Source organism: Pseudodesulfovibrio nedwellii, from assembly GCF_027923765.1.
Lineage (GTDB): Bacteria > Desulfobacterota > Desulfovibrionia > Desulfovibrionales > Desulfovibrionaceae > Pseudodesulfovibrio > Pseudodesulfovibrio nedwellii.
The window spans coordinates 265,366-282,631 of sequence record NZ_AP026709.1; the positions used below are offsets into that span (position 1 = coordinate 265,366).

31 protein-coding genes and 1 tRNA gene are annotated in these 17,266 nt (G+C 50.1%); 6 read left to right on the forward strand and 26 right to left on the reverse strand.

Annotation, left to right across the window (positions count from 1 at the left end):
* Positions 1-82 precede the first annotated feature (82 nt).
* The 9 genes from SYK_RS01210 to SYK_RS01250 all read right to left on the reverse strand — a co-directional run bounded on the left by SYK_RS01210 (position 83) and on the right by SYK_RS01250 (position 4,208).
* Positions 83-1,444 (reverse strand): tyrosine-type recombinase/integrase, encoded by a 1,362-nt coding sequence (locus tag SYK_RS01210; protein WP_281761808.1) that lies wholly within the window; start codon positions 1,442-1,444, stop codon positions 83-85.
* 15 nt (positions 1,445-1,459) lie between these two features.
* The gene (locus SYK_RS01215; RefSeq protein ID WP_281761809.1) at positions 1,460-1,753 is read right to left on the reverse strand and encodes a hypothetical protein; all 294 of its coding nucleotides are present in this window, start codon (positions 1,751-1,753) and stop codon (positions 1,460-1,462) included.
* A gap of 258 nt (positions 1,754-2,011) precedes the next feature.
* Positions 2,012-2,176, reverse strand: coding sequence for a hypothetical protein (locus tag SYK_RS01220; protein WP_281761810.1), 165 nt, complete (start codon positions 2,174-2,176; stop codon positions 2,012-2,014).
* Between the two features lie 24 nt (positions 2,177-2,200).
* Entirely contained in the window at positions 2,201-2,506 is a 306-nt protein-coding gene (locus SYK_RS01225) for a hypothetical protein (RefSeq protein WP_281761811.1), read from the reverse strand.
* Between the two features lie 140 nt (positions 2,507-2,646).
* Positions 2,647-2,853, reverse strand: a complete 207-nt coding sequence (locus SYK_RS01230) for a hypothetical protein (RefSeq protein WP_281761812.1) — start codon at positions 2,851-2,853, stop codon at positions 2,647-2,649.
* Positions 2,846-3,187, reverse strand: coding sequence for a hypothetical protein (locus tag SYK_RS01235; protein WP_281761813.1), 342 nt, complete (start codon positions 3,185-3,187; stop codon positions 2,846-2,848). Before SYK_RS01235 ends, SYK_RS01230 begins: the two co-directional genes overlap by 8 nt.
* A 16-nt stretch (positions 3,188-3,203) precedes the next feature.
* Entirely contained in the window at positions 3,204-3,683 is a 480-nt protein-coding gene (locus SYK_RS01240; RefSeq protein WP_281761814.1) for a class I SAM-dependent methyltransferase, read from the reverse strand.
* A gap of 25 nt (positions 3,684-3,708) precedes the next feature.
* A complete protein-coding gene (locus SYK_RS01245; RefSeq protein ID WP_281761815.1) occupies positions 3,709-3,927 on the reverse strand; it encodes a hypothetical protein in 219 nt (72 codons plus the stop codon).
* A gap of 32 nt (positions 3,928-3,959) precedes the next feature.
* A complete protein-coding gene (locus tag SYK_RS01250) occupies positions 3,960-4,208 on the reverse strand; it encodes a hypothetical protein (protein WP_281761816.1) in 249 nt (82 codons plus the stop codon).
* A gap of 59 nt (positions 4,209-4,267) precedes the next feature.
* Between SYK_RS01250 and SYK_RS01255 the strand changes: the two genes are divergently transcribed.
* On the forward strand, positions 4,268-4,636 hold the full coding sequence (locus SYK_RS01255; RefSeq protein WP_281761817.1) for a hypothetical protein: 369 nt from the start codon (positions 4,268-4,270) through the stop codon (positions 4,634-4,636).
* A 29-nt stretch (positions 4,637-4,665) separates the two neighbouring features.
* Here SYK_RS01255 and SYK_RS01260 read toward each other — a convergent pair whose 3' ends face one another.
* From SYK_RS01260 to SYK_RS01325, 14 genes are all read right to left on the reverse strand, one after another.
* A complete protein-coding gene (locus SYK_RS01260; RefSeq protein ID WP_281761818.1) occupies positions 4,666-5,607 on the reverse strand; it encodes a phosphoadenosine phosphosulfate reductase family protein in 942 nt (313 codons plus the stop codon).
* Positions 5,608-5,993: 386 nt separating this feature from the next.
* Entirely contained in the window at positions 5,994-6,683 is a 690-nt protein-coding gene (locus tag SYK_RS01265; RefSeq protein ID WP_281761819.1) for a hypothetical protein, read from the reverse strand.
* Positions 6,676-6,948, reverse strand: coding sequence for a hypothetical protein (locus SYK_RS01270; protein ID WP_281761820.1), 273 nt, complete (start codon positions 6,946-6,948; stop codon positions 6,676-6,678). The genes SYK_RS01265 and SYK_RS01270 overlap by 8 nt, the downstream gene beginning before the upstream one ends.
* A gap of 275 nt (positions 6,949-7,223) precedes the next feature.
* Positions 7,224-7,394: a hypothetical protein gene (locus tag SYK_RS01275; protein WP_281761821.1), complete on the reverse strand. Its 171-nt coding sequence runs from the start codon at positions 7,392-7,394 to the stop codon at positions 7,224-7,226.
* A 114-nt stretch (positions 7,395-7,508) separates the two neighbouring features.
* Positions 7,509-7,874 (reverse strand): hypothetical protein, encoded by a 366-nt coding sequence (locus SYK_RS01280; RefSeq protein ID WP_281761822.1) that lies wholly within the window; start codon positions 7,872-7,874, stop codon positions 7,509-7,511.
* Positions 7,871-8,359: a hypothetical protein gene (locus SYK_RS01285; RefSeq protein WP_281761823.1), complete on the reverse strand. Its 489-nt coding sequence runs from the start codon at positions 8,357-8,359 to the stop codon at positions 7,871-7,873. Before SYK_RS01285 ends, SYK_RS01280 begins: the two co-directional genes overlap by 4 nt.
* A 2-nt stretch (positions 8,360-8,361) precedes the next feature.
* Positions 8,362-8,541 carry a hypothetical protein gene (locus SYK_RS01290; protein WP_281761824.1) on the reverse strand — a complete coding sequence of 60 codons (180 nt, stop codon included), beginning with the start codon at positions 8,539-8,541 and terminating at the stop codon, positions 8,362-8,364.
* A 71-nt stretch (positions 8,542-8,612) separates the two neighbouring features.
* Positions 8,613-9,647 carry a phage recombination protein Bet gene (gene bet / locus SYK_RS17740; RefSeq protein ID WP_281761825.1) on the reverse strand — a complete coding sequence of 345 codons (1,035 nt, stop codon included), beginning with the start codon at positions 9,645-9,647 and terminating at the stop codon, positions 8,613-8,615.
* A 12-nt stretch (positions 9,648-9,659) separates the two neighbouring features.
* Positions 9,660-10,586 carry a DUF1351 domain-containing protein gene (locus SYK_RS01300; protein WP_281761826.1) on the reverse strand — a complete coding sequence of 309 codons (927 nt, stop codon included), beginning with the start codon at positions 10,584-10,586 and terminating at the stop codon, positions 9,660-9,662.
* Between the two features lie 12 nt (positions 10,587-10,598).
* On the reverse strand, positions 10,599-11,231 hold the full coding sequence (locus SYK_RS01305) for a YqaJ viral recombinase family protein (RefSeq protein WP_281761827.1): 633 nt from the start codon (positions 11,229-11,231) through the stop codon (positions 10,599-10,601).
* A gap of 11 nt (positions 11,232-11,242) precedes the next feature.
* Positions 11,243-11,506 carry a hypothetical protein gene (locus SYK_RS01310; RefSeq protein WP_281761828.1) on the reverse strand — a complete coding sequence of 88 codons (264 nt, stop codon included), beginning with the start codon at positions 11,504-11,506 and terminating at the stop codon, positions 11,243-11,245.
* 76 nt (positions 11,507-11,582) lie between these two features.
* The gene (locus tag SYK_RS01315) at positions 11,583-12,077 is read right to left on the reverse strand and encodes an AP2/ERF family transcription factor (protein ID WP_281761829.1); all 495 of its coding nucleotides are present in this window, start codon (positions 12,075-12,077) and stop codon (positions 11,583-11,585) included.
* 33 nt (positions 12,078-12,110) lie between these two features.
* Positions 12,111-12,374, reverse strand: a complete 264-nt coding sequence (locus SYK_RS01320; RefSeq protein WP_281761830.1) for a hypothetical protein — start codon at positions 12,372-12,374, stop codon at positions 12,111-12,113.
* Positions 12,375-12,417: 43 nt separating this feature from the next.
* A tRNA-Ser gene (locus tag SYK_RS01325) sits at positions 12,418-12,508 on the reverse strand.
* A 307-nt stretch (positions 12,509-12,815) separates the two neighbouring features.
* On the opposite strand from SYK_RS01325, the gene SYK_RS01330 reads away from it, so the two are divergent.
* Positions 12,816-13,058, forward strand: coding sequence for a hypothetical protein (locus tag SYK_RS01330; RefSeq protein WP_281761831.1), 243 nt, complete (start codon positions 12,816-12,818; stop codon positions 13,056-13,058).
* A 37-nt stretch (positions 13,059-13,095) separates the two neighbouring features.
* On the opposite strand, the gene SYK_RS01335 is transcribed toward SYK_RS01330, so the two are convergent.
* Positions 13,096-14,013, reverse strand: a complete 918-nt coding sequence (locus tag SYK_RS01335; protein WP_281761832.1) for an LAPAL motif-containing putative phage structural protein — start codon at positions 14,011-14,013, stop codon at positions 13,096-13,098.
* Between the two features lie 49 nt (positions 14,014-14,062).
* A complete protein-coding gene (locus tag SYK_RS01340; RefSeq protein WP_281761833.1) occupies positions 14,063-14,779 on the reverse strand; it encodes an XRE family transcriptional regulator in 717 nt (238 codons plus the stop codon).
* An 84-nt stretch (positions 14,780-14,863) separates the two neighbouring features.
* Between SYK_RS01340 and SYK_RS01345 the strand changes: the two genes are divergently transcribed.
* Positions 14,864-15,064 (forward strand): hypothetical protein, encoded by a 201-nt coding sequence (locus tag SYK_RS01345; RefSeq protein ID WP_281761834.1) that lies wholly within the window; start codon positions 14,864-14,866, stop codon positions 15,062-15,064.
* 2 nt (positions 15,065-15,066) lie between these two features.
* Here the strand turns inward: SYK_RS01345 and SYK_RS01350 are convergent, their stop codons facing one another.
* A complete protein-coding gene (locus SYK_RS01350) occupies positions 15,067-15,336 on the reverse strand; it encodes a hypothetical protein (protein WP_281761835.1) in 270 nt (89 codons plus the stop codon).
* Between the two features lie 62 nt (positions 15,337-15,398).
* On the opposite strand from SYK_RS01350, the gene SYK_RS01355 reads away from it, so the two are divergent.
* From SYK_RS01355 to SYK_RS01365, 3 genes are all read left to right on the forward strand, one after another.
* Positions 15,399-15,833: a phage regulatory CII family protein gene (locus tag SYK_RS01355; RefSeq protein ID WP_281761836.1), complete on the forward strand. Its 435-nt coding sequence runs from the start codon at positions 15,399-15,401 to the stop codon at positions 15,831-15,833.
* A gap of 81 nt (positions 15,834-15,914) precedes the next feature.
* Entirely contained in the window at positions 15,915-16,940 is a 1,026-nt protein-coding gene (locus SYK_RS01360) for a hypothetical protein (RefSeq protein ID WP_281761837.1), read from the forward strand.
* Positions 16,912-17,202, forward strand: a complete 291-nt coding sequence (locus SYK_RS01365; protein ID WP_281761838.1) for a hypothetical protein — start codon at positions 16,912-16,914, stop codon at positions 17,200-17,202. The genes SYK_RS01360 and SYK_RS01365 overlap by 29 nt, the downstream gene beginning before the upstream one ends.
* Positions 17,203-17,266 lie beyond the last annotated feature (64 nt).

A 17,266-nucleotide genomic window follows, 5' to 3' on the forward strand; every position in this document is an offset into this window, starting at 1 on the left:
GATTTATCTGGTCGGGATGAGAGGATTTGAACCTCCGATCTCTGCGTCCCGAAGGCAGGGCTCTATTTCTTAGATGCCGTTATTACTGGATATTATTTTTATCGGCACCCTGAAAATGGGTCGAAATGTTCTTTGAGGGGTGCCGTTTTGGGGTGCCGCGTTTTTTGGGCTTCTTTTCCTTGGTGTCCAAGGTCGGAACAGCTTTCGCCGCGTCTGATTCCATCTCGCCGACAACATGCTGATACCGGCGCAAGATCATCGTCTCATCTGCATGGCCTGCCAGCTTGCCAACGGCCTTCATGTCGGCACCCTGCTCAAGGGCATAGGTAATGAAAGCGTGGCGGAGATCGTAGGGGCGAATGTCGTCACGAACCTTTGCCCGTGCCTTTGTGGCCTTCCATGCTTTTTTGAACGTGCTGATACGTTTTCCATTGAAATGGATTACCCAGGGGATGCCGCTTTCGGTGTCTTCGTCGCGCCAGCGAATAACCATAGGAAGAATAGAGCCTTCAATTGGCAGTTCACGCCATGGCATTTCATCGTTCTTTAAAGCAGCCATGATTCTGAAACGGCCTCGCACAGGCTTATCTGCGGCCGTTCCCATGTGTTCAACAACGTCTTCACGAATAAGCAGAGCGTCGTCGCTTTCCTCAAGCCATTGAAGAACACCGGCTCGCTTTAAGGTTTTCTCGGCAAGCAAGCCGTCGGCTATCCATTGATAGATTGCCTTTTGATAGACCTTGGCCGAAGCATAGTCCGGTAAGGCCTCTTTGACTGAAATAGTAATGAACCTAGACCACTCCATCTTGAGTAGTTCGCTTGGCCCGATTCTGACACCCGTATGCCAACCAATAATGATTGCGCGGCGGACATGGGGAGATGCTTTTTGGAACAGTTTTTCCGTTTCTTTTCTGGTCGGTGGTTCGAATTTCTTGTCCTTGCCGCGTTTGCATACATATCCATCAATGGGGTTTTCTTCGATCAAGCCTTCCTCTGCGGCCCAGTTGAGGGCAGAGCGGATAATTGAAACCTTTCGGTTGATGGTGTTTTGTTTTAGCTCACGCTCAACGCGAAGGTACTTTTCCAGCGCCTTCATGTACTTTTTGTCCAACTCTGAAACGAATACGTCACCAAGGAAAGGGGTTACAGCCTTGACATGATACCATGAATCGCGGCGAGTAGAGTCGGTCATTTCTCCGCCTTGCATATAGGCAAGACAGACCTCGTTTACGGTGAGATCATCAGAGTTGGCCGGGCCTTCTTCGATTTGCGGTTGGAAATATTCTCGTTCGTATTTAAGGCGGTGGCCCATAAGTGAATCGAGTTTTGAGGCATCAGCTTTTTCACTTTCCCACGGGCCATACTCCTTCTTTTTTGTGAAGGGGTTCTTCCAATAGGCACGGTAGACGATGCCAGATTTACGCTTGGTTTTTTGGACGCCCATACTGCCTTTCTACTGCTAAGAAGCCTTGTCCGTCAATCGGGCTTTTGGTGGGAAAGGGCAGGGGCCGTCAAATAGGTGGGATGTTTTGCGAGGCTTCTTTGTCTTTGTTTCTATCTGGCTTTTGGGTTTGCCGCCTCTAAGTGTCAGAAGTCCTTCTTCTACCTCCTCACGAACATACCTATTCCCCAAAGACCTACCATTGCCGAAACAAATGGGCTCTACGCCCAATTGCTTGGCTATCTTCTTGGCTGCCTTATTTGTAGGCAGACGCAGGAAGTCTTTGAGCTCTGATGTTGTGAGGAGGTTCACTGTTTACAGTCTCACTCTGTCCACTTCAATGGCAAGACGTCCTTGCATGAGGTGAGCATTGAATTTTTGATTATAATCAGTCATATTATTTTTTGCCGTTGGGGTTGGCTCGATGGTAACGCGAAGTATGCCGGGGCCGTGTCATTGGATGATGCGGCCTTGTGCGTTGGTGAGTGCCACGCCCGAACGACTCCGGGGAGTTGCCGCCAGACGCGGCACTCGTCCTCACAGGGGGGAGGAAATTTATATTTTTGTTGCTCATGATCGTTCGTAGGTTGTCTTGACCCAACTGAAGGCGAGGCAAAGACCTACGTTGAGTACCAAGACCTTCAAGCCGACAAGAAAACCCATTCCTACGGCCACGCCAAACGCTGACCCTATTACTAATCCGTATGTCATGCCGTTTCTGAATGTCTTTTCCATGGTCGTGCCTCTACTTGTTAGTGGTTATCCAATCTTCGGGTTGTAGACCCAGAGTGTTGAAGCCATCACACACCCATTCATGATGTGGGCATAGGCACGGCCAAGGTCCATGGTTCCGTTTGCCAGTTCGCCATTATGGAGAAAGAAAACAAACCGCTTGATCTCTTCATTCTCGGTCCACCGATAAAGCGGGAACTCGTCAAAATCAGGGTCAATCTTCCGCAGGACCTCACCAACGTCGTATACCTCTTTAGGTTCAGCGCATGGGTTCGGCTCTGGGGAAACGCGGTCAATGACCTCTTGTGGAGATAGTTTCTCTATTCCTTTCATCCTGATTCCCTATCAGTTGCTCAACTATTAAGTATTACTTACAAGTTGCTGTCTGGTTGTGGGGCGCGGGCCTATACTCAACGCACGTCGTCGTCTGCATCGGGTAGACCGGGCAATCCACGTCTGCGTGGATACATGTGTCACATAGGGTCATGGTCGCCTCTGTCTTCATTCGTGGACTTCGGTGTCCATGCGTCACACTTCATATCTGGGAAAGATGATGCCGCTTCTTTGAAAATCATGTTTTGTGTGGATGACTTGGCCCATTTGGGTAATGGAAATTTGCATTTTCCAGCGTTCTGAAACCAATCGGGTTCATAGACGCATGTCGTACAATTCTTATCCATTGTTGCCTTCCTCGTTCATATCCGTAGTTATTGCCCTAATACCGTCCGCGTTAGCCGCTCCAACAACTGCCGTCACATTGCACAGTATCTGCCATCGTCGATTATCTACGGCCTCGATAACCTTCCGCGTGTAATCAACGTCTCCAACGTGGGTGATGATGATTGACGGGTCTTGCCGACCATGCCCACAACAACAGCACCCGGTTGAAATGCCAGCGTTCCAGACTGCTCTCATCGTGTCGGCGATACATGCGTCAACGGATATCCCGTTGATAATGACAGGCTCGTCCATCTGGTATGGCTCTGGCAGGTTGTAGCTAACGCAATTGCACATCGTGGATTCTCATGTTCTAAGACATTTCTGTCTTGTGGAATAAAATCCAGTGCGTTTTCAGGTTCACTGTAGTCGTGTGGCCACAAACCGGATGGGCCGGAAAAAGCGGCCGCAAATCTTTCAATTTGAGTTGCGTCTCGTTCCATTTGAAAACGAGAGTGCCGCCCGGTTTGAGGACTCGCCAACATTCGGCAAAACCTTTCTGGATATCATCCTCCCAAGTGTCGGGATTGAGACAACCGTACTTGGCCTTCATCCAAGACTTGTCACCAGCACGGCAAAGGTGCGGCGGGTCGAAAATCACAAGGCTGAAAGCCTCGTCTTCAAACGTCATGGACCGGAAGTCTTCAATAGTATCCGGCGACACGGTGAAGGGGCGACCATCGCAAAGCGTATGATCTTCTTCCCTGATGTCGGTGAACAGCACTTCGGGATTCTGTTTGTTGAAGTGGAACATTCGCCCTCCACAACATGCGTCGAGTATTTCTTGCTGCATTGGTCTACCTTTGCTGAGTGAGCAGTTATTGGCCGTAGCCAGCCTCAAAAGCCTTGGCGAGTTCACGCCTGAGTCGGTCTATTTCCATGTCCCTGACGGCAAGCTCTGCCGCGATATCAGACTTGTCATGCAGACTCTCGGCGGTCATGGCTTCAACGTGTCGGCAGTAGTAGTTCCCTGCCTTGTCAAGTGCCATAGGGTTGCGCTCACGGTACTGTTTGCCGTCCATAAATTGCCAAGTCATATCGTCCCCCAAAGATGATTACAGATACGTGGTTACTTGCCAAACAACTCAGCCAGTTTGGGATTGTCTCGCGACATGATGTCAATGACAGTCATGTTAGAGGTCAGAGCCTCAATGTTTATATTCCAGCCACGGACAGCACCTTCAGCTTGAGGTTCAAGTGGTCCAGAGCATCCACAAGAGGCGCACTTAATCTGCTGTTTGCCGTTTACCTCAACCAGAGTAGGTATGCCGCCACACACGCATGTGCTGCTGGCCTGATATGCTTCGATTGCGTTCATTGATTTCTCCTGATTGCGGATTGGTTGACTTCTTTCATTGTTCTGCCGATGCTACGCGCATGATCGAATCAATAGACTTCACGCGGATCGGCCTCGTTATTGACATCGTTGGGGCGTCCTTAATTGCGCTAGACCTCTTTACCAAAGCACACCATGAGCATTGTAAAAACAACGCTATTCGTTTTGGGAACAGGCTCGCAGACATGACCAACTGTGAAAAAGAGGAAAAGAGGTTAAAAGAATTGGGCGAGACAAGGTCACGGCTTGAAAAGGCAATGTTTAAATCAAAAACAAAATTGAAGTTCTTAATCATAAAAGCGCACGCAAAATACTGGAGTTTCACGGAACACCTTGAAAATCCTCGAAGAGTTGGTTTTCTTGCCATACTCGTGGGCTTCATTTTCCAGCTTATAGCTACATTCATTTGATGCACTCCACTTCCTGCTGATAGTAATATTTATTCACAAAGCCCGTACTGGCTGGCGCATTCTGCTGGGGCTTCCATTGCCTTGAGCATGTCATATTGCCCATAGCGGTCAGTCTTAGACCACTTGGCGGCGTTCCTGATATGTGATCGCGTGTCGCCTCCGCCTCTATTGGGAATGGTTCTGGCATGAAAGAATGTCGTTACACCTTTCTTGCTACACAGCATTACAAGCCGTTCCCATTTGGCGATCCGGTCAATAACTTCTGGGAATTGCTTTTGAATCTGGTAGAGTTCTTCCTTTCTTGTGTTGACGCAGGGCATGCAGCCCACGCGGGTCATCCCAAGAGAATAAAGGGGGTTCGGCTTCACGGCGTGGCGACGGTGCATGGCAAAAACTTCGTCAGTAGTCCATTCCACGATGGGGCGATAAATAAAGAATCCTTCCCATCCGTCTCGGCTTGCCTCAAAATGGCTTGCAGTGGCACGGGCGGCTGACTCTTCGCGACGAACTCCCTGCCATGACCAAACCTCTCGATCAGCTTCAAGAAGCGGTTCCGTAACAAGCGTGTTAATCGGGACTTGCTTCAAAAACTGTGTGCAGAACTTCCGCTTAGTAGAAGGGAAAAAGCCCTTGATAAGGCACAAGTCGAGAAATGGGATACCGGTTGGCTTCAAATGGCTGACAATGCGCTCAACCATGGCGGGTGTATAGCCGCGACGGGGACCGACTTCACGAACCCACGCCCGTCTTTTTGCCATCCATTCGGAAAAATCAGGCTTGATTCGCTCAATAGTGATGCAAAGCCGATCTTCAAGGTAGTCGAGATATTCGTAGGTAAGTTGGTGCTCATTCCCGACATCGGCGAACACGTAACGCGCTTGGATGCCCAATTCCCTTGAGCGCAGGATGGAAGCGGTGGAGTCCTTGCCCCCTGAACAGGAAACGACATGGACTATTCCGCTATCATGCATCTGGTGTTCCAGGGGCGTGATGTTTGATAAGCGTATGATGTCTTGTGTGTTCATCTTGTCTGCCTATTTTGAAATCAAAGATTATGCGTGGCTACTTGCAAGACCCCATTTAAGGGTGCATAGTCTCCGCAAAAAAAAAGGGAGGACGGCACATGGCAAGTTGGGCACACAAAAAGGTTGATGATCTGTTTGGTGGCTTCTTTGGGTGGCATGAAGGGTGTTGCCAAAGCGGATTGTGTCGATTGTTTTGGAAGCTGTTTTGGCATTTAACTGTCCTTTTGTTCGCTTGCGTCCCACCGTTTCTTCTAGCTCTCGCCTTGGCGTTCTTTGTTGACCCTGTGAAGTTGTGGATACTGGATTTGTTCCAAAGTTAGCCAAACCTACTATCAATTTGTCGGCCAGTCGGCGGGCTTGTCGGTGCGCTCGAATTCGTAGACCCACACCCACGGGTTGTCGGACCATTCGAAGCCTTTCTTCGCGAGGTCGTTCCACAGGTATTGGAATTGTTCGACTGGGGTAGGAAGCAACCTGTCTTCGTCTTGCGTGTCCATGCCTTCGGCGAGAGCATCTGCTTTGGAAATACAGGCCACGCGCTCGACACGAACATTGACGATCTTGACGAAGAGTCGAGCAGCTTCTTTAAAAATGCCGTTGGGGATACCTTGCTTTTTCCAGACCCAATCCGGCGCACCATATGGGTACTTCTGTCCGTTGCCGTCCCAAACATCAGACATGCGCCATGGGGTGTTTATTTCCACATCGTGCCCATCCGCCATGTATTTGATTCGCATCCATTCATACTGACAATCTGCGGACTCTTCGTAGGCTACGACGCGACCCGGTTCGCGAACCCAAAGGATATCGCCAGGAAGGTGAGGCGGTATAAATCCTGTCTCGGCTGACAAGTTCATGACCCACCAATGACGATCAATACCGTCTTCATCCATGGGATACTCGCCGAGGTATTCAACCGGGTAATATTCGGCAGGCCATTTGATAACCCGGCGTGTCTGCGTTTTCTCGCCATTCAGTATGGCGCAGGTCATGGCTACATTGAAGGGTATAGCCTTAATCATCAGAGTTCCCTCCAACGGTTTGGCCTTCGGCCCGAGTGATTTCTTCCGTCAAAATCGTAATTATCTGCCGCCTGGAGAGTTTCTGAAACTCCAAGGATGCACAGAGGTGCTTGATCACGGCCAACATCTCTGGGGCTGCTGCTATCAAGTTGGCATCCTCTTTCTCGACGACTCCAACTTGTGAGCCGTTTTCGTCAAAAATGATTGCCATGTTTGGGAACATGTTGTGCGGTCTGACTTCCCATTTCATCGTACTACCTCTCATAATTTGATTCCAAAAAGTTCTTTCAACAGTCCTTTGATAAACGAGGCACCAACTTGGATGAGAATGACGAACAACGATCCGCAAATGATCGCGCTGACCAACCGTCCAAGCTCGTAGAAAAAAGCGTCCATTGCTTACCAGCCTCTCTCAAATGTTTACGAGACGATAATTCGTCCACATGCTCCAAAACCCATCAGAACAAGGCAAAGGCCGATAAATGGATGGTCGCCAAGGACCAACAAAATCCCGAAAAAGATGAGCCAGCCTTCCATCCCTCACTCCTTGTTCCAAAGAAAACCAACACACGCGCAGACGCCCATCCAAGTCCCGAACTCCAGCGGATTGGTTTTGTGTCCGGTAATAAACGCCCACGTTCCAGCCATGCAGCAGACGGATGCGCAAATCCAAGGCCACACCTCGCTAAACTTTTTGAATATTTTGCCCATGACTTACTTCTCCTAGTTGTATGAGAGGGACCGGGCCTAATGGGTTCACAATATGAACCTTGTCGCACTGCGCGACCCCGGCCCCCTCGATTCGGGGCCATTCCCCAAAATTTGCTATACGTCCACGATGCCTTGAGCCGGTTTGTTTTCTGGCTGAGCGGGAGGCCATTGAGCTAACGGTTTGCCGCACGGACCGTGGAACGGGTTGAAATCTGCGCTCTCTGGCGTGATCCGACGGTCGTTGAGGCCGAAGGGGTAGACGCGCAAAGAATTGAACTCAAGGCGGACAGGGTTCGGTGTGCCGTTTGGGACATACTCACCTCGTCTTTCTCGACGGATCGCGCTGTTATTGTTCCTGGCATTGAGTATCCGTCCACATTCTGGGCTGCACGTCTTGGCACACCAGTTTCCCGGAATAAATTCTGCCTTGCAGATTGCACAAATTCGTTTGTTCATTACTGGCTGTGTTGTTTTGGTCATTGTGTCCTCGGGCGTATTTGCGTCAGTGATACCGGGGCGCGGCTACCCATGACATATGCTTTCCATTCGTTGTGCTCGTCCTGAAACGGTTCGGTGCGGGTGAATGTCTCGATCATCGTTTCACCGCCCGTGTCGCAGTCCATGACGCCGCTGCCGTCTTTTTCTGCCTTGAACCACCAAACCTTTGCCCCTCGGGGTAAATCTGGCGTGGTCGCCGTTTCCGGCCATGGTCCGAGCAGGCCGAGCAGGGCAAGGGCGTGTTGTTGAATCATCCACTCCACGGACTCGCGGGAGAAAAATATAAACTTGCGTTCGCTGGTCCTGTAATACTGGCCATTGATCGCTACGCGGAAGTTGTCGCGGGTGCCGCCGTGCTTGGTCCATGTTTCCCGACTGTTGCCGGGGAAAAAGCGGAGCGTGAAAGCTCGGTTTTTCCCTGCCTGTTTCGGGAAAACGGCGCATGGTGTGGCGTCAAAGTCTGGCATAACTACGCGGCGTCCTCGGTTTCTTCCTGGTAGGACTCGACCTCACGAGCTATATTGCACGTCGCTTCGTTGATGCATTCAGCGTCCAGATCGTACTTCAGTACGTGATGTAACGCTTCCTTGCGGATCGCGTTTTCGAGAGACTTTTTACCGCGACTTTTCAATGCTTCTTCATTTGTCATTGTCTTGTTTCCTTTTGCTGGCCGGGGAGGGAGAGGGTTATCCCCGACCAGCATGTTTAGGAGGGTATGGTTTATTGTGTCGGGAAAACGATTGCCGGATCTTCGCCAAAAGCCAAAGCGCGGTAGGCTTTGAGTAGGGCGATGCGTTCTTTCAATGCCCACTGGCCGTAGGTTTTGCCGACCAGTTTTTCCATGTCATTCTGGTTTGCGCCGTATGCCTTGAGAGACTTGAGGAGTCGTGCCTTTTTATCGGCAGCGGAACCGCTGTTGTATTTGTCTGCGGCGTCGTCAAAGACGTTGATGGCGAGTTCATCTTCGGTTGGTTCGGTGTTGTCGCCGGTGCCGTCAGAGTCGAAGAGGGCATCCTCTGGGGAGGGCTGGTCTTGAGCGGAATGTTGAGTTTGTGTCTTTGTCTTAACGGGTTTCGTATCGATGGCCTTTGGCATGTCGCGATTCATGCCAACAACACGAGCCTCTGCGATGTGCTTGGCCTCGTCTTCTTCATATATTCCAGAGAACCCGAAGGCGGTCCGTGCGCCTTGAATCAACGCCTTGTGACGCAAGAAACGGCTGGTGTGAGACTGCCACGGGCCAGCGATTTTACCGTATTTACCGTCGAACGCAGGACGATAGCACTCGGCCAGATATTCACGTATTTTTATGGGGCGCGTCCGGTCGGTGCGGTAAACCACGACTTCGATCCATGCCGGACAGGGCTTGGCGTCGGCGTCAATAGTCACGATATCTTCGGAATAGTTAAACTCCATACCATCAAAGGCCGGGTGTTCGTTCATGATCCGGGTCCAGCCGTCCACACCGACGATGGGAACAATTCCCTTACCCTTGTCGGGGAAGGCGTAGATTTCCTTGGTAAACGGATTTAAGCCATACTGGTCGGCAACGATAAGCAACGCAGCCATTTGCTCGTTGGTCACATCTGCCGGTGGCTGTCCTTTCTTGGAAGACTGCTTGAAGCAAGTAGCCTTCAAGATGCCTGCAAGCTGGTTCTGATCGACGCCAAACTTTTCAGAAAATTTGGCTATAAGTGCGCCTTTGTTGCCGTTTCCCGCCTGTTGCGGGACGAGTGAATTATTTACCTGTGTCATGCTCATATCTCCTTATGCGGCCTGTTCGTTAGTGACGCGGCCGTACTTGATGCCCCTGGACTTCATGTAGCGTCCGAGTTCTCTGAGTTCGTCGGTGGTTGCCCACACACGGAAGTCAACTTGATGGACGGGATTGGATTCAGGTTGTGCCTGTTGCTGGATCTCGACCGGCTGAGTCGGTTCGGGCTGCGGTTCAGGTTCGACTATTTGAGAAGCGGCGGCTTCTTCCTGCCGACGTTCTTGGGCCAGTGCTTCGGCTTCGGCCTTGGCCTTGGCCGCGGCTTCTTCTTGCTGACGTGTGTATTCTTCACGCTGCGCCTTTTGCTCGATCAACGCCTTATTCTCGGCCATAGCCTTGGCAACGTTGAATTCTTTCAGGTACATGCGGACTACCTGATCGGAAAACTCGGTATCTAATTCCTCGATCAAAGCCAGTTCGCTTTCGACCTTTTCAAAAAAATCGGTGATTGCGGTTTCAACCTTGGCCATGGAATAAGTCACATTGAGCCAACGCTTGTCGAAGATGCGGTCCAATTGCACCAGTGTTTTGACGTTTGACTCCTGCGCGTCCCAATAAGCCTTGATCTTGTCGCTTTTCTCGGTGCGCTTGCGTTCTTCGTAGCCCTTTACTTGAGAATCGATTGCCAACATTGGCTGATCCACCAAGCCGGTCAGTTCCTTGATCTTGGCTTCAAATTCATCGTATGGAGCAAGGCAACGCTTTTTGATTTCAAGACGCTTGGCATTCAATGCCTTTTTGAGTGTGTTTAGCGTCGCCCGGTCTTTCTTGGCTTCCTGAATAGTCTCGTCGGTGTAGGCGAGTCCCTGATATTTCTCCAAACTGGAACCCAGGCCGGTCTTGAGTTCGTCAAAATTGAACTCAATGCTCTTGATATAGCCGTCCTCTGACGGGCTGATGATCTTCAATTCCATACCCATTTTCTCAACCTCCTATATTTCCGGCAGAAGCAAGTTCGGCCTTGTGTCTGTTTCGACCATTCGCCAAAAGGCGAGTTCTTTTTCGATCAGGTATTCAACGTCTTCTTTTTTGTCAGCGTGTTCGATGCGGTAGTCTTTTTCGGTGATAAACAGGTCCCCATCCCATTGGCTGATAAGACGGGCTTTCAGGATTCCGAAGTCGGCACCAATCACAAACATGTTGTGGAGCAACTGCGTGTAATAGTGTTGCGGCATGCCACCTTTCCACTTCTCGCGGTCCATCCGGCTGTTGATGAACGAAACCTTGATTTCCAAGACACCAGTGCATTTGGTCGCCGTTTCAAAGAGCCGCCCATCGAGAGAGGCGCGGAGTTGCGGGTACTTGCGATGCTGTTCAGAAAGGTTCTCGGTGTGTGAGACTTCGTATTGCGGAAAATCGAGCGCGAACAGGCCGCGAATGTATGTCTCAGCGGCAACGCCGTACTGAACATATGGGTCGTCAGAGATATCTTTCTCTTCCCTGCGGCCTGTCTTTTCTTCCCAAAGTTCGACGTTAGTTTTCCATGGGCTGATTCCAAGGACTGCGGCGGCGTCGCTGCCACCTATGCCGAGCTTGCGTTGGGCAAGCCATTGTTCACGGGACATGGACATGATGATTACCCAACTAAAGCCAAGGTCAGAATCCCGACGAGAGCCAAGCTCACGCCGATCACAATCACTATGTTCACGAATTCGTTGTGTGGGTCCGAGCCTTGGCAGTTGGCGCATATGTCGCGCTCAATCATCGTGCCAGTAGAGACATTTGTTTCCTGAGTGTAGACCTCTCCTTTGGGGAGAGTGTTGCCGCACAGGGCGCAAACGGTGTCGCCATCGCTGGTTCTGGCTCTTCGATCAATGGTTTGAAGCATAGTCTCTTGCATGGTTCTCTCTCCTTTGTTTAAAAGCTTGCCGGTTTCCGGGGCCACCACCGGCGGGGTGGGGATAAGCAGAAATTTATTACACACCGTTTAAGCGAGCGAATTCGCCATGATGCTTCATAGCCGCCTTGTCGTATGCACGGGCCGCTTCTTTAGCGGAGTCAAACATTCCAAGGTATATTTTCCTTCCGCACACCTCTATGCGTGACTGCCATTTCTTCCCGCTATTATCGCGAGAAACACCTTTGAACCCACTGCTGTTGGATAAACGTCGGCGACTGTTGTGCATATTTTGCTCGCAGGTACACAACCGCAGGTTTTTGCGAGTGTTATCGAGTCCATTCCCGTTGATGTGATCGACCTGTTGTCCTGGTCCAGCACCAACTACTTCTCGATGCATCATGATTGAAAGACATTTGCCTTTTTCCCATTTGCTACGCCCGGCATAAACAGTACGAATACTTCCATCTTTGCGCTTATCTTCGCGTGAACACCACTTGTGTTCAGCGAGCTTGTCGTAGTCTTCGTCGTCAACCACGGCGACATGCCCTTTTGTCAATTCGATGGTTTTCATGTTGCTTATCCTTAGTGTCTCTCGCTTCAAAATTTACGCTGCGCTTTTGTGCGGGTGTCCGGTCGCGGTGCGGCCCATTGTTTCGTCGTGTGCAAGCTCTGCATTGAGCATGTCGCGGTATTCGTCGTTGCCGTCGAAGTGTTCGCACTTGGCGCACTTGGTTGTTTCATGGACAAAGACCGTCACCTTGACGCTGTGCTTCAGTTCGATTTCGTCTTCCAGTGCGTCACACTTGCCGAGGCCGGTAGTGCCGGGTAATCCTTCGAATTGTTCGCAAAGGCCGCATGTCTTTTCCATGATGGTCCTCATTTCCCTGCTGTTTTGTCGTTCGATGTTTTGATGGAGGAGGGTAGAGGAATTGAACCCCCATCGGCTCTTCACCGATGGCACGGTTTTCAAGACCGCTTACTCTCCATTGAGTGCTACCCTCCGTATCAATGAACTTTCCTCAACCTCTCGCCTTTCCCTCCCGTGGCGTGACCTCTCGTTGCCCGGCCTTGCTGTTGCGGTACTTCTGGCGTTTACTTCGCAATGCTACCCCTACTCGCTGGCCGTGGCGCAGGCTGTTCGGGGTTGGTGGTGCGTCGTGTTGAAAATGATGTTTCCATATGAATACACCTATGTCAACAAAATGTTTTCATGTAGAAACATTAAGTGTAAAAAATATTGGTCTGGTGAAAGAGTGCAAGCGGTTGCGACAGGTTAATGTAGGGCGTAGGAAAGGGATGGAGGTGTTTTATGTTTGACGATGAGTTCAATCACAGAACCGACTTGGACGATCTCTCTCGCGAAATCTCGGAAGTGAGGGATGGTGTTTTAGATGTGAAGGAGAGAGTCCTAGATCTGGAGATTGCCAGTGGAGAGCGTCATGCAGAACTCATGAGTGAGCTGCGACCTATCAAGCAGCGTCTTGACTCGATTAAACTGCTTCTGATGTTTGTCGCGGCCGGGCTGGCCGGGGTGGTGTGGAGGTTGTGGTAGGACAAAAGAAAACCCCGCCGGGGCGGGGTGGATGGGGTTACTCTACTGGAAGATATCTTTGTCTATCTCGTTTTATATGATCGAGAATCTTGTCAGCTTCATATTCTGTTTTCAATCCATCTTTGGTTTGCATTTGAATCGTTTTAAGATTTACTTTGAGAGTATCGCCTTTTGCAAAATTTATTCTATTTTCATTCACATCTTGTAAAAACTTTTTGTCGGTTATTTTTACGTTGATTGGCGTTGATCCGTCTGTAAGTCTCCATTTGTTATCTTCCTTGAAACTCAAGGATACGATGGAAAAGAAACGGACTTGTGGTTGCTCGTCTTCATTTAGTAGGACAGGCTCAAAGTCAGGAGGGGTGAAATACTCAGTCGTTTGCTTTTCGGCCAGAGGTGTGCGTGCCTCTTGGTTTTCAAGATATAGTGAATCAATGCCTTCCGTCCGTAATGGCTCTACAACTTTATCTACTGCTTTGCGGACGGAGGTGTTCGCAAAAAGGGCAGCAACGTCTCCGTTGACTATTATCTTTTCTATTTGCCCATTTTGGTCGAAAGTTATTTCAGCCGTGTTGTTTGGTTGTGACTTTATGCGTGTCGCCTTTCGGCCCTTTGCTTTATTTAATAGCCAAAACAATCCAGTACATACTCCGGCTGGGGCAATACCAAGAAGACCAAGTATTTCCAAGGCTTCGCGGGTGCCAGTCCCCGGTTTAAAAAAAGTTGCGACTTGGTTGGCAAAGGATTGAACGACTTCAAAAGATATACCGAAACATCCAGCTTCGAAAGCTTTTATGCTGACTCGGACGGTTAGTTCATCACCATTTAGAACAGTATTGGCGCGTTCAAGTAACTCGCTGACGGCGAGTAGGGCCGGGGCAAGCTCTCGGACCTCCATCCGGCTTCCACGAAGTGCTTCGCCATCATAAAATATTGAAAAATCAGCGGTGCTCATGTCTTGCATTTTATATTAATCCGAATTGAGTTGAAAGTTCTTTGTTGCTTTATATCCCCTGCATTCCCCACATGACTTCGCCGACGAGAAGACCTTCGCGATCATCAATAGATACGTGTTGTGTTGGGTGAATTGGATTCTCTGGCTTCAAGATCAATTCCCCTTTATCTCCGTCCAGGAAAACGCGTTTGATGGTCAGTCCTTCGTAGGGGACGCTAACTGCGTACACCTTGCCGGGGGTGAGGATGTTGGCGTGTTTGTTGATTCCAACGTATGCGCCATCCTTGATAAGAGGGGCCATGGAGTCGCCAACTACCTGGAGAACCATCAGGCCGGGGAACATAAATTTTTGCGGGATGCAGACTTCGCAGAAAGGTTCTGCTTCCTGCCATTCAACGGGCAAGCCACCAGCTGCGAACTGATAGACCGGGACCACGGCTCCGGTAACATCTGGGACAGGCTCACCAGATCGTAGTACTTTCAAATCAGATGAAGCTGTGTGTTGCATCCGGCTGGATTTCATCCCCAAAATGGTATTTAGGTCGACGTTCAAGGCTTCGGCGTATCGAAGCATGTCGGGGAATGAGACTCTTTCTCCTCGCAAAACGTCTCCCCGCCAGTTGCTGATAGCTGCCCGGCCTACCTCCATGCGTTTGGCTATTGATGATTGGCTTTCGCCTGCTTCGATGAGGTTTTCAATTTCGGTAAGTATTTTTTGCCAAGCATCGTTTGAGCGCTTTTGCCATTTTTGCTTTAGTTTCTCCATAATATTTGTCACTTACGCCTTTTTTTGTTTCCATACCATTACACTGATTGACACAATGTGTATTTGTGTGGAAACATTATGGACATGAAAAATGCACTTGAAAAATATCGCACTGACAACAAGTTAACTTTTGAGGCCTTGGGACATCTTGTGGATTATCCGCGTGGGACTGTTCACAAACATTGCCATGCCCAAATTATCCCAGGAGATGCTGCGATCAGGTATCATCGGAAGCTCGGCATACCTTTGGATGTATTGCATCCTGACCCCTTAAAGGCCGCTTGATGTCACGTTGTCAGCACTCCTTGCAGTTGAATGAGTCTCCCTTTTGGCGACGATCCAGTCTGCTTACTCTTGGTCGGCGGCTTCGTTTGGGACTTCAAATACCCGACCGCCTGATTCGCCACGTCTGCGTACACCGTCCATGGGTCAACGTCTGGTTTGATCGGCATGCGGAAAAAGCGGGGCGTACTGCTGCCCGATTCAATCATGACTGCCGTGGCCAGGGTGGAACCGTCGTCCTGTCTTCGAAAGTGAATTGTCAGTTTTGCGTCCATGGCCGTAGTAGGCCCGGTACGTTGATGAGAGACTACTATTATCGCGGAGGAAAATCCTAACCATGTCTACACCTTCACTGACTGAAATTGTTCGCGATATGGTGTTGAACTCAGGCGTTCCGGCAAAGGCTGTGGCTACTGAAATACGCAAGCCCTACACGACGCTTCTCCGAGAACTGAATCCAGATGATGACGGGTGCAAGCTTGGTGTCGATCTATTGGGGCCGATTATGAAGACGTGCGGGAATGTAGCACCATTGCGTTTTCTGGCATCCGCGATGGAGTACAGGATTGTCCCTATGCAGAATGTGGAACCTGACAAGTCGACGCTGGCCGATGAGTTGTTGGACGATCTTCCGGCTCTGGCTGCTTATCACAAGTCTATGCTCGATGGGGAAAACCTTGAAGTCGTCAACCGCAAGATGCACCAAGCGATCATTGAACTTGAAGAAAATTTCGTCATGTATCGCCGTGACTACATGAAGATGGCGGGGTAGGGGCATGGGTTTTCGTCCACAGTTTACACAGCGTCGCGACACGTTTTGGAATCTCAAGCAGAGTAGCAGCAGGGGATAACCATGCATCGCGGTTATTACAAAGCATGGCGTAAGGTTACAGATTCCGTGTCTTGGAGTCGTGGCCTTGAGTATCGCGGACTTATGCACTCCATTCTTGTGCGAGTGAACCGGAAGCCTTCCCCGTTTCGTGGGGAAATGGTTTCGGCAGGGGCATTTGCTGTGGTCGCGTCTGCATGGTGCGAAGAGCTTGAAATTACCCGATTCAAATTGAGCCGTATGCTCAAGGTTTTGGAAGATGATGAGTTCATAAAAACGCGAAACGTGCACAACCGATTTATGGTCGTAACCGTTTGTAATTGGAAAGAATATCAGTCAGACGATGAGTGTAAGCGCTCAACCACTGCAACAACCGGCGCACAACCAGCGCACAACCAGCGCACAATAGAACAAGAAGATAAGAATAAGAATATAAGAGAGAGAGAGAATAATACAGGCGCGGTTGGTCCTCTCTCCGAAGATCCGCAACCACAGGCCGACAAGTCAGACGGTCCGAAGCGAACGCCGTACAAATCAAAGGGCCGACCTTCTCATCGGGTGTTCATGGCCTGTCTTCAGGTTTTTGAAAACAATAATGGCAGGGTTAACGAGGACAGTGCGTGGCGTGCATGGTGCGACATGGAAGATCGAGGCATGTTGGCCGAAGACCTGCCGTACATTCGTGAACAGTTCGTCATGCTTTTTCAGCAAGACGATCAGTGGAGCGACGGATTTTCTCCGAGTTTCACGAATTGCATAAAAGACCGAGCGTGGCGCAACAAGCCATTCAAACGACCGGACAGTGGTGCGGTTTCTCCTGCACAACCCGGCCAGTTTCAAGCTCCACCGAGGGCAACTACCCAAGCGCAAAAGAACAGCCAAGACCGTGAAGGCATGGCTATGGCTTTGCTCAAAGCGAAGGAGGCAAAGAGAAATGCAGAAAGTCAGCAAGGATACAATTCACATGCGCTTAACGGCGTTCGGCCTGAATTACCCGGCGGCAATGATCGGCCCGGCTCAAGTGTTGGTACTCCTGGACGATTGGATTGAAGACCTTGGGCATTTGACGGAATCTCAATTTCTTGCAGCGTGTGTTGAACACCGGAGGAACAGTAAGTTTTTCCCCTGCATCAAAGATATAATCGACGCTCACGCCGTTGTTGTTGACCGAGAACCCAAGCCCAAGCTTTTGGCTTTGTCTGGTTCCAACGAACTGACAGACGAGCAGGTTAAGCGAAATCGTCTGGGGTGTCGGAAGATTTTGGAAATTGTGACCCGTTCTTCAAAAAATAAGAGGGTGCCTGCGGCATGAGCAAACCGGACAAGCCGTGTGACATTGAAGCCTTTCGTAATCGTCTTGATTGCATAAACCCAAG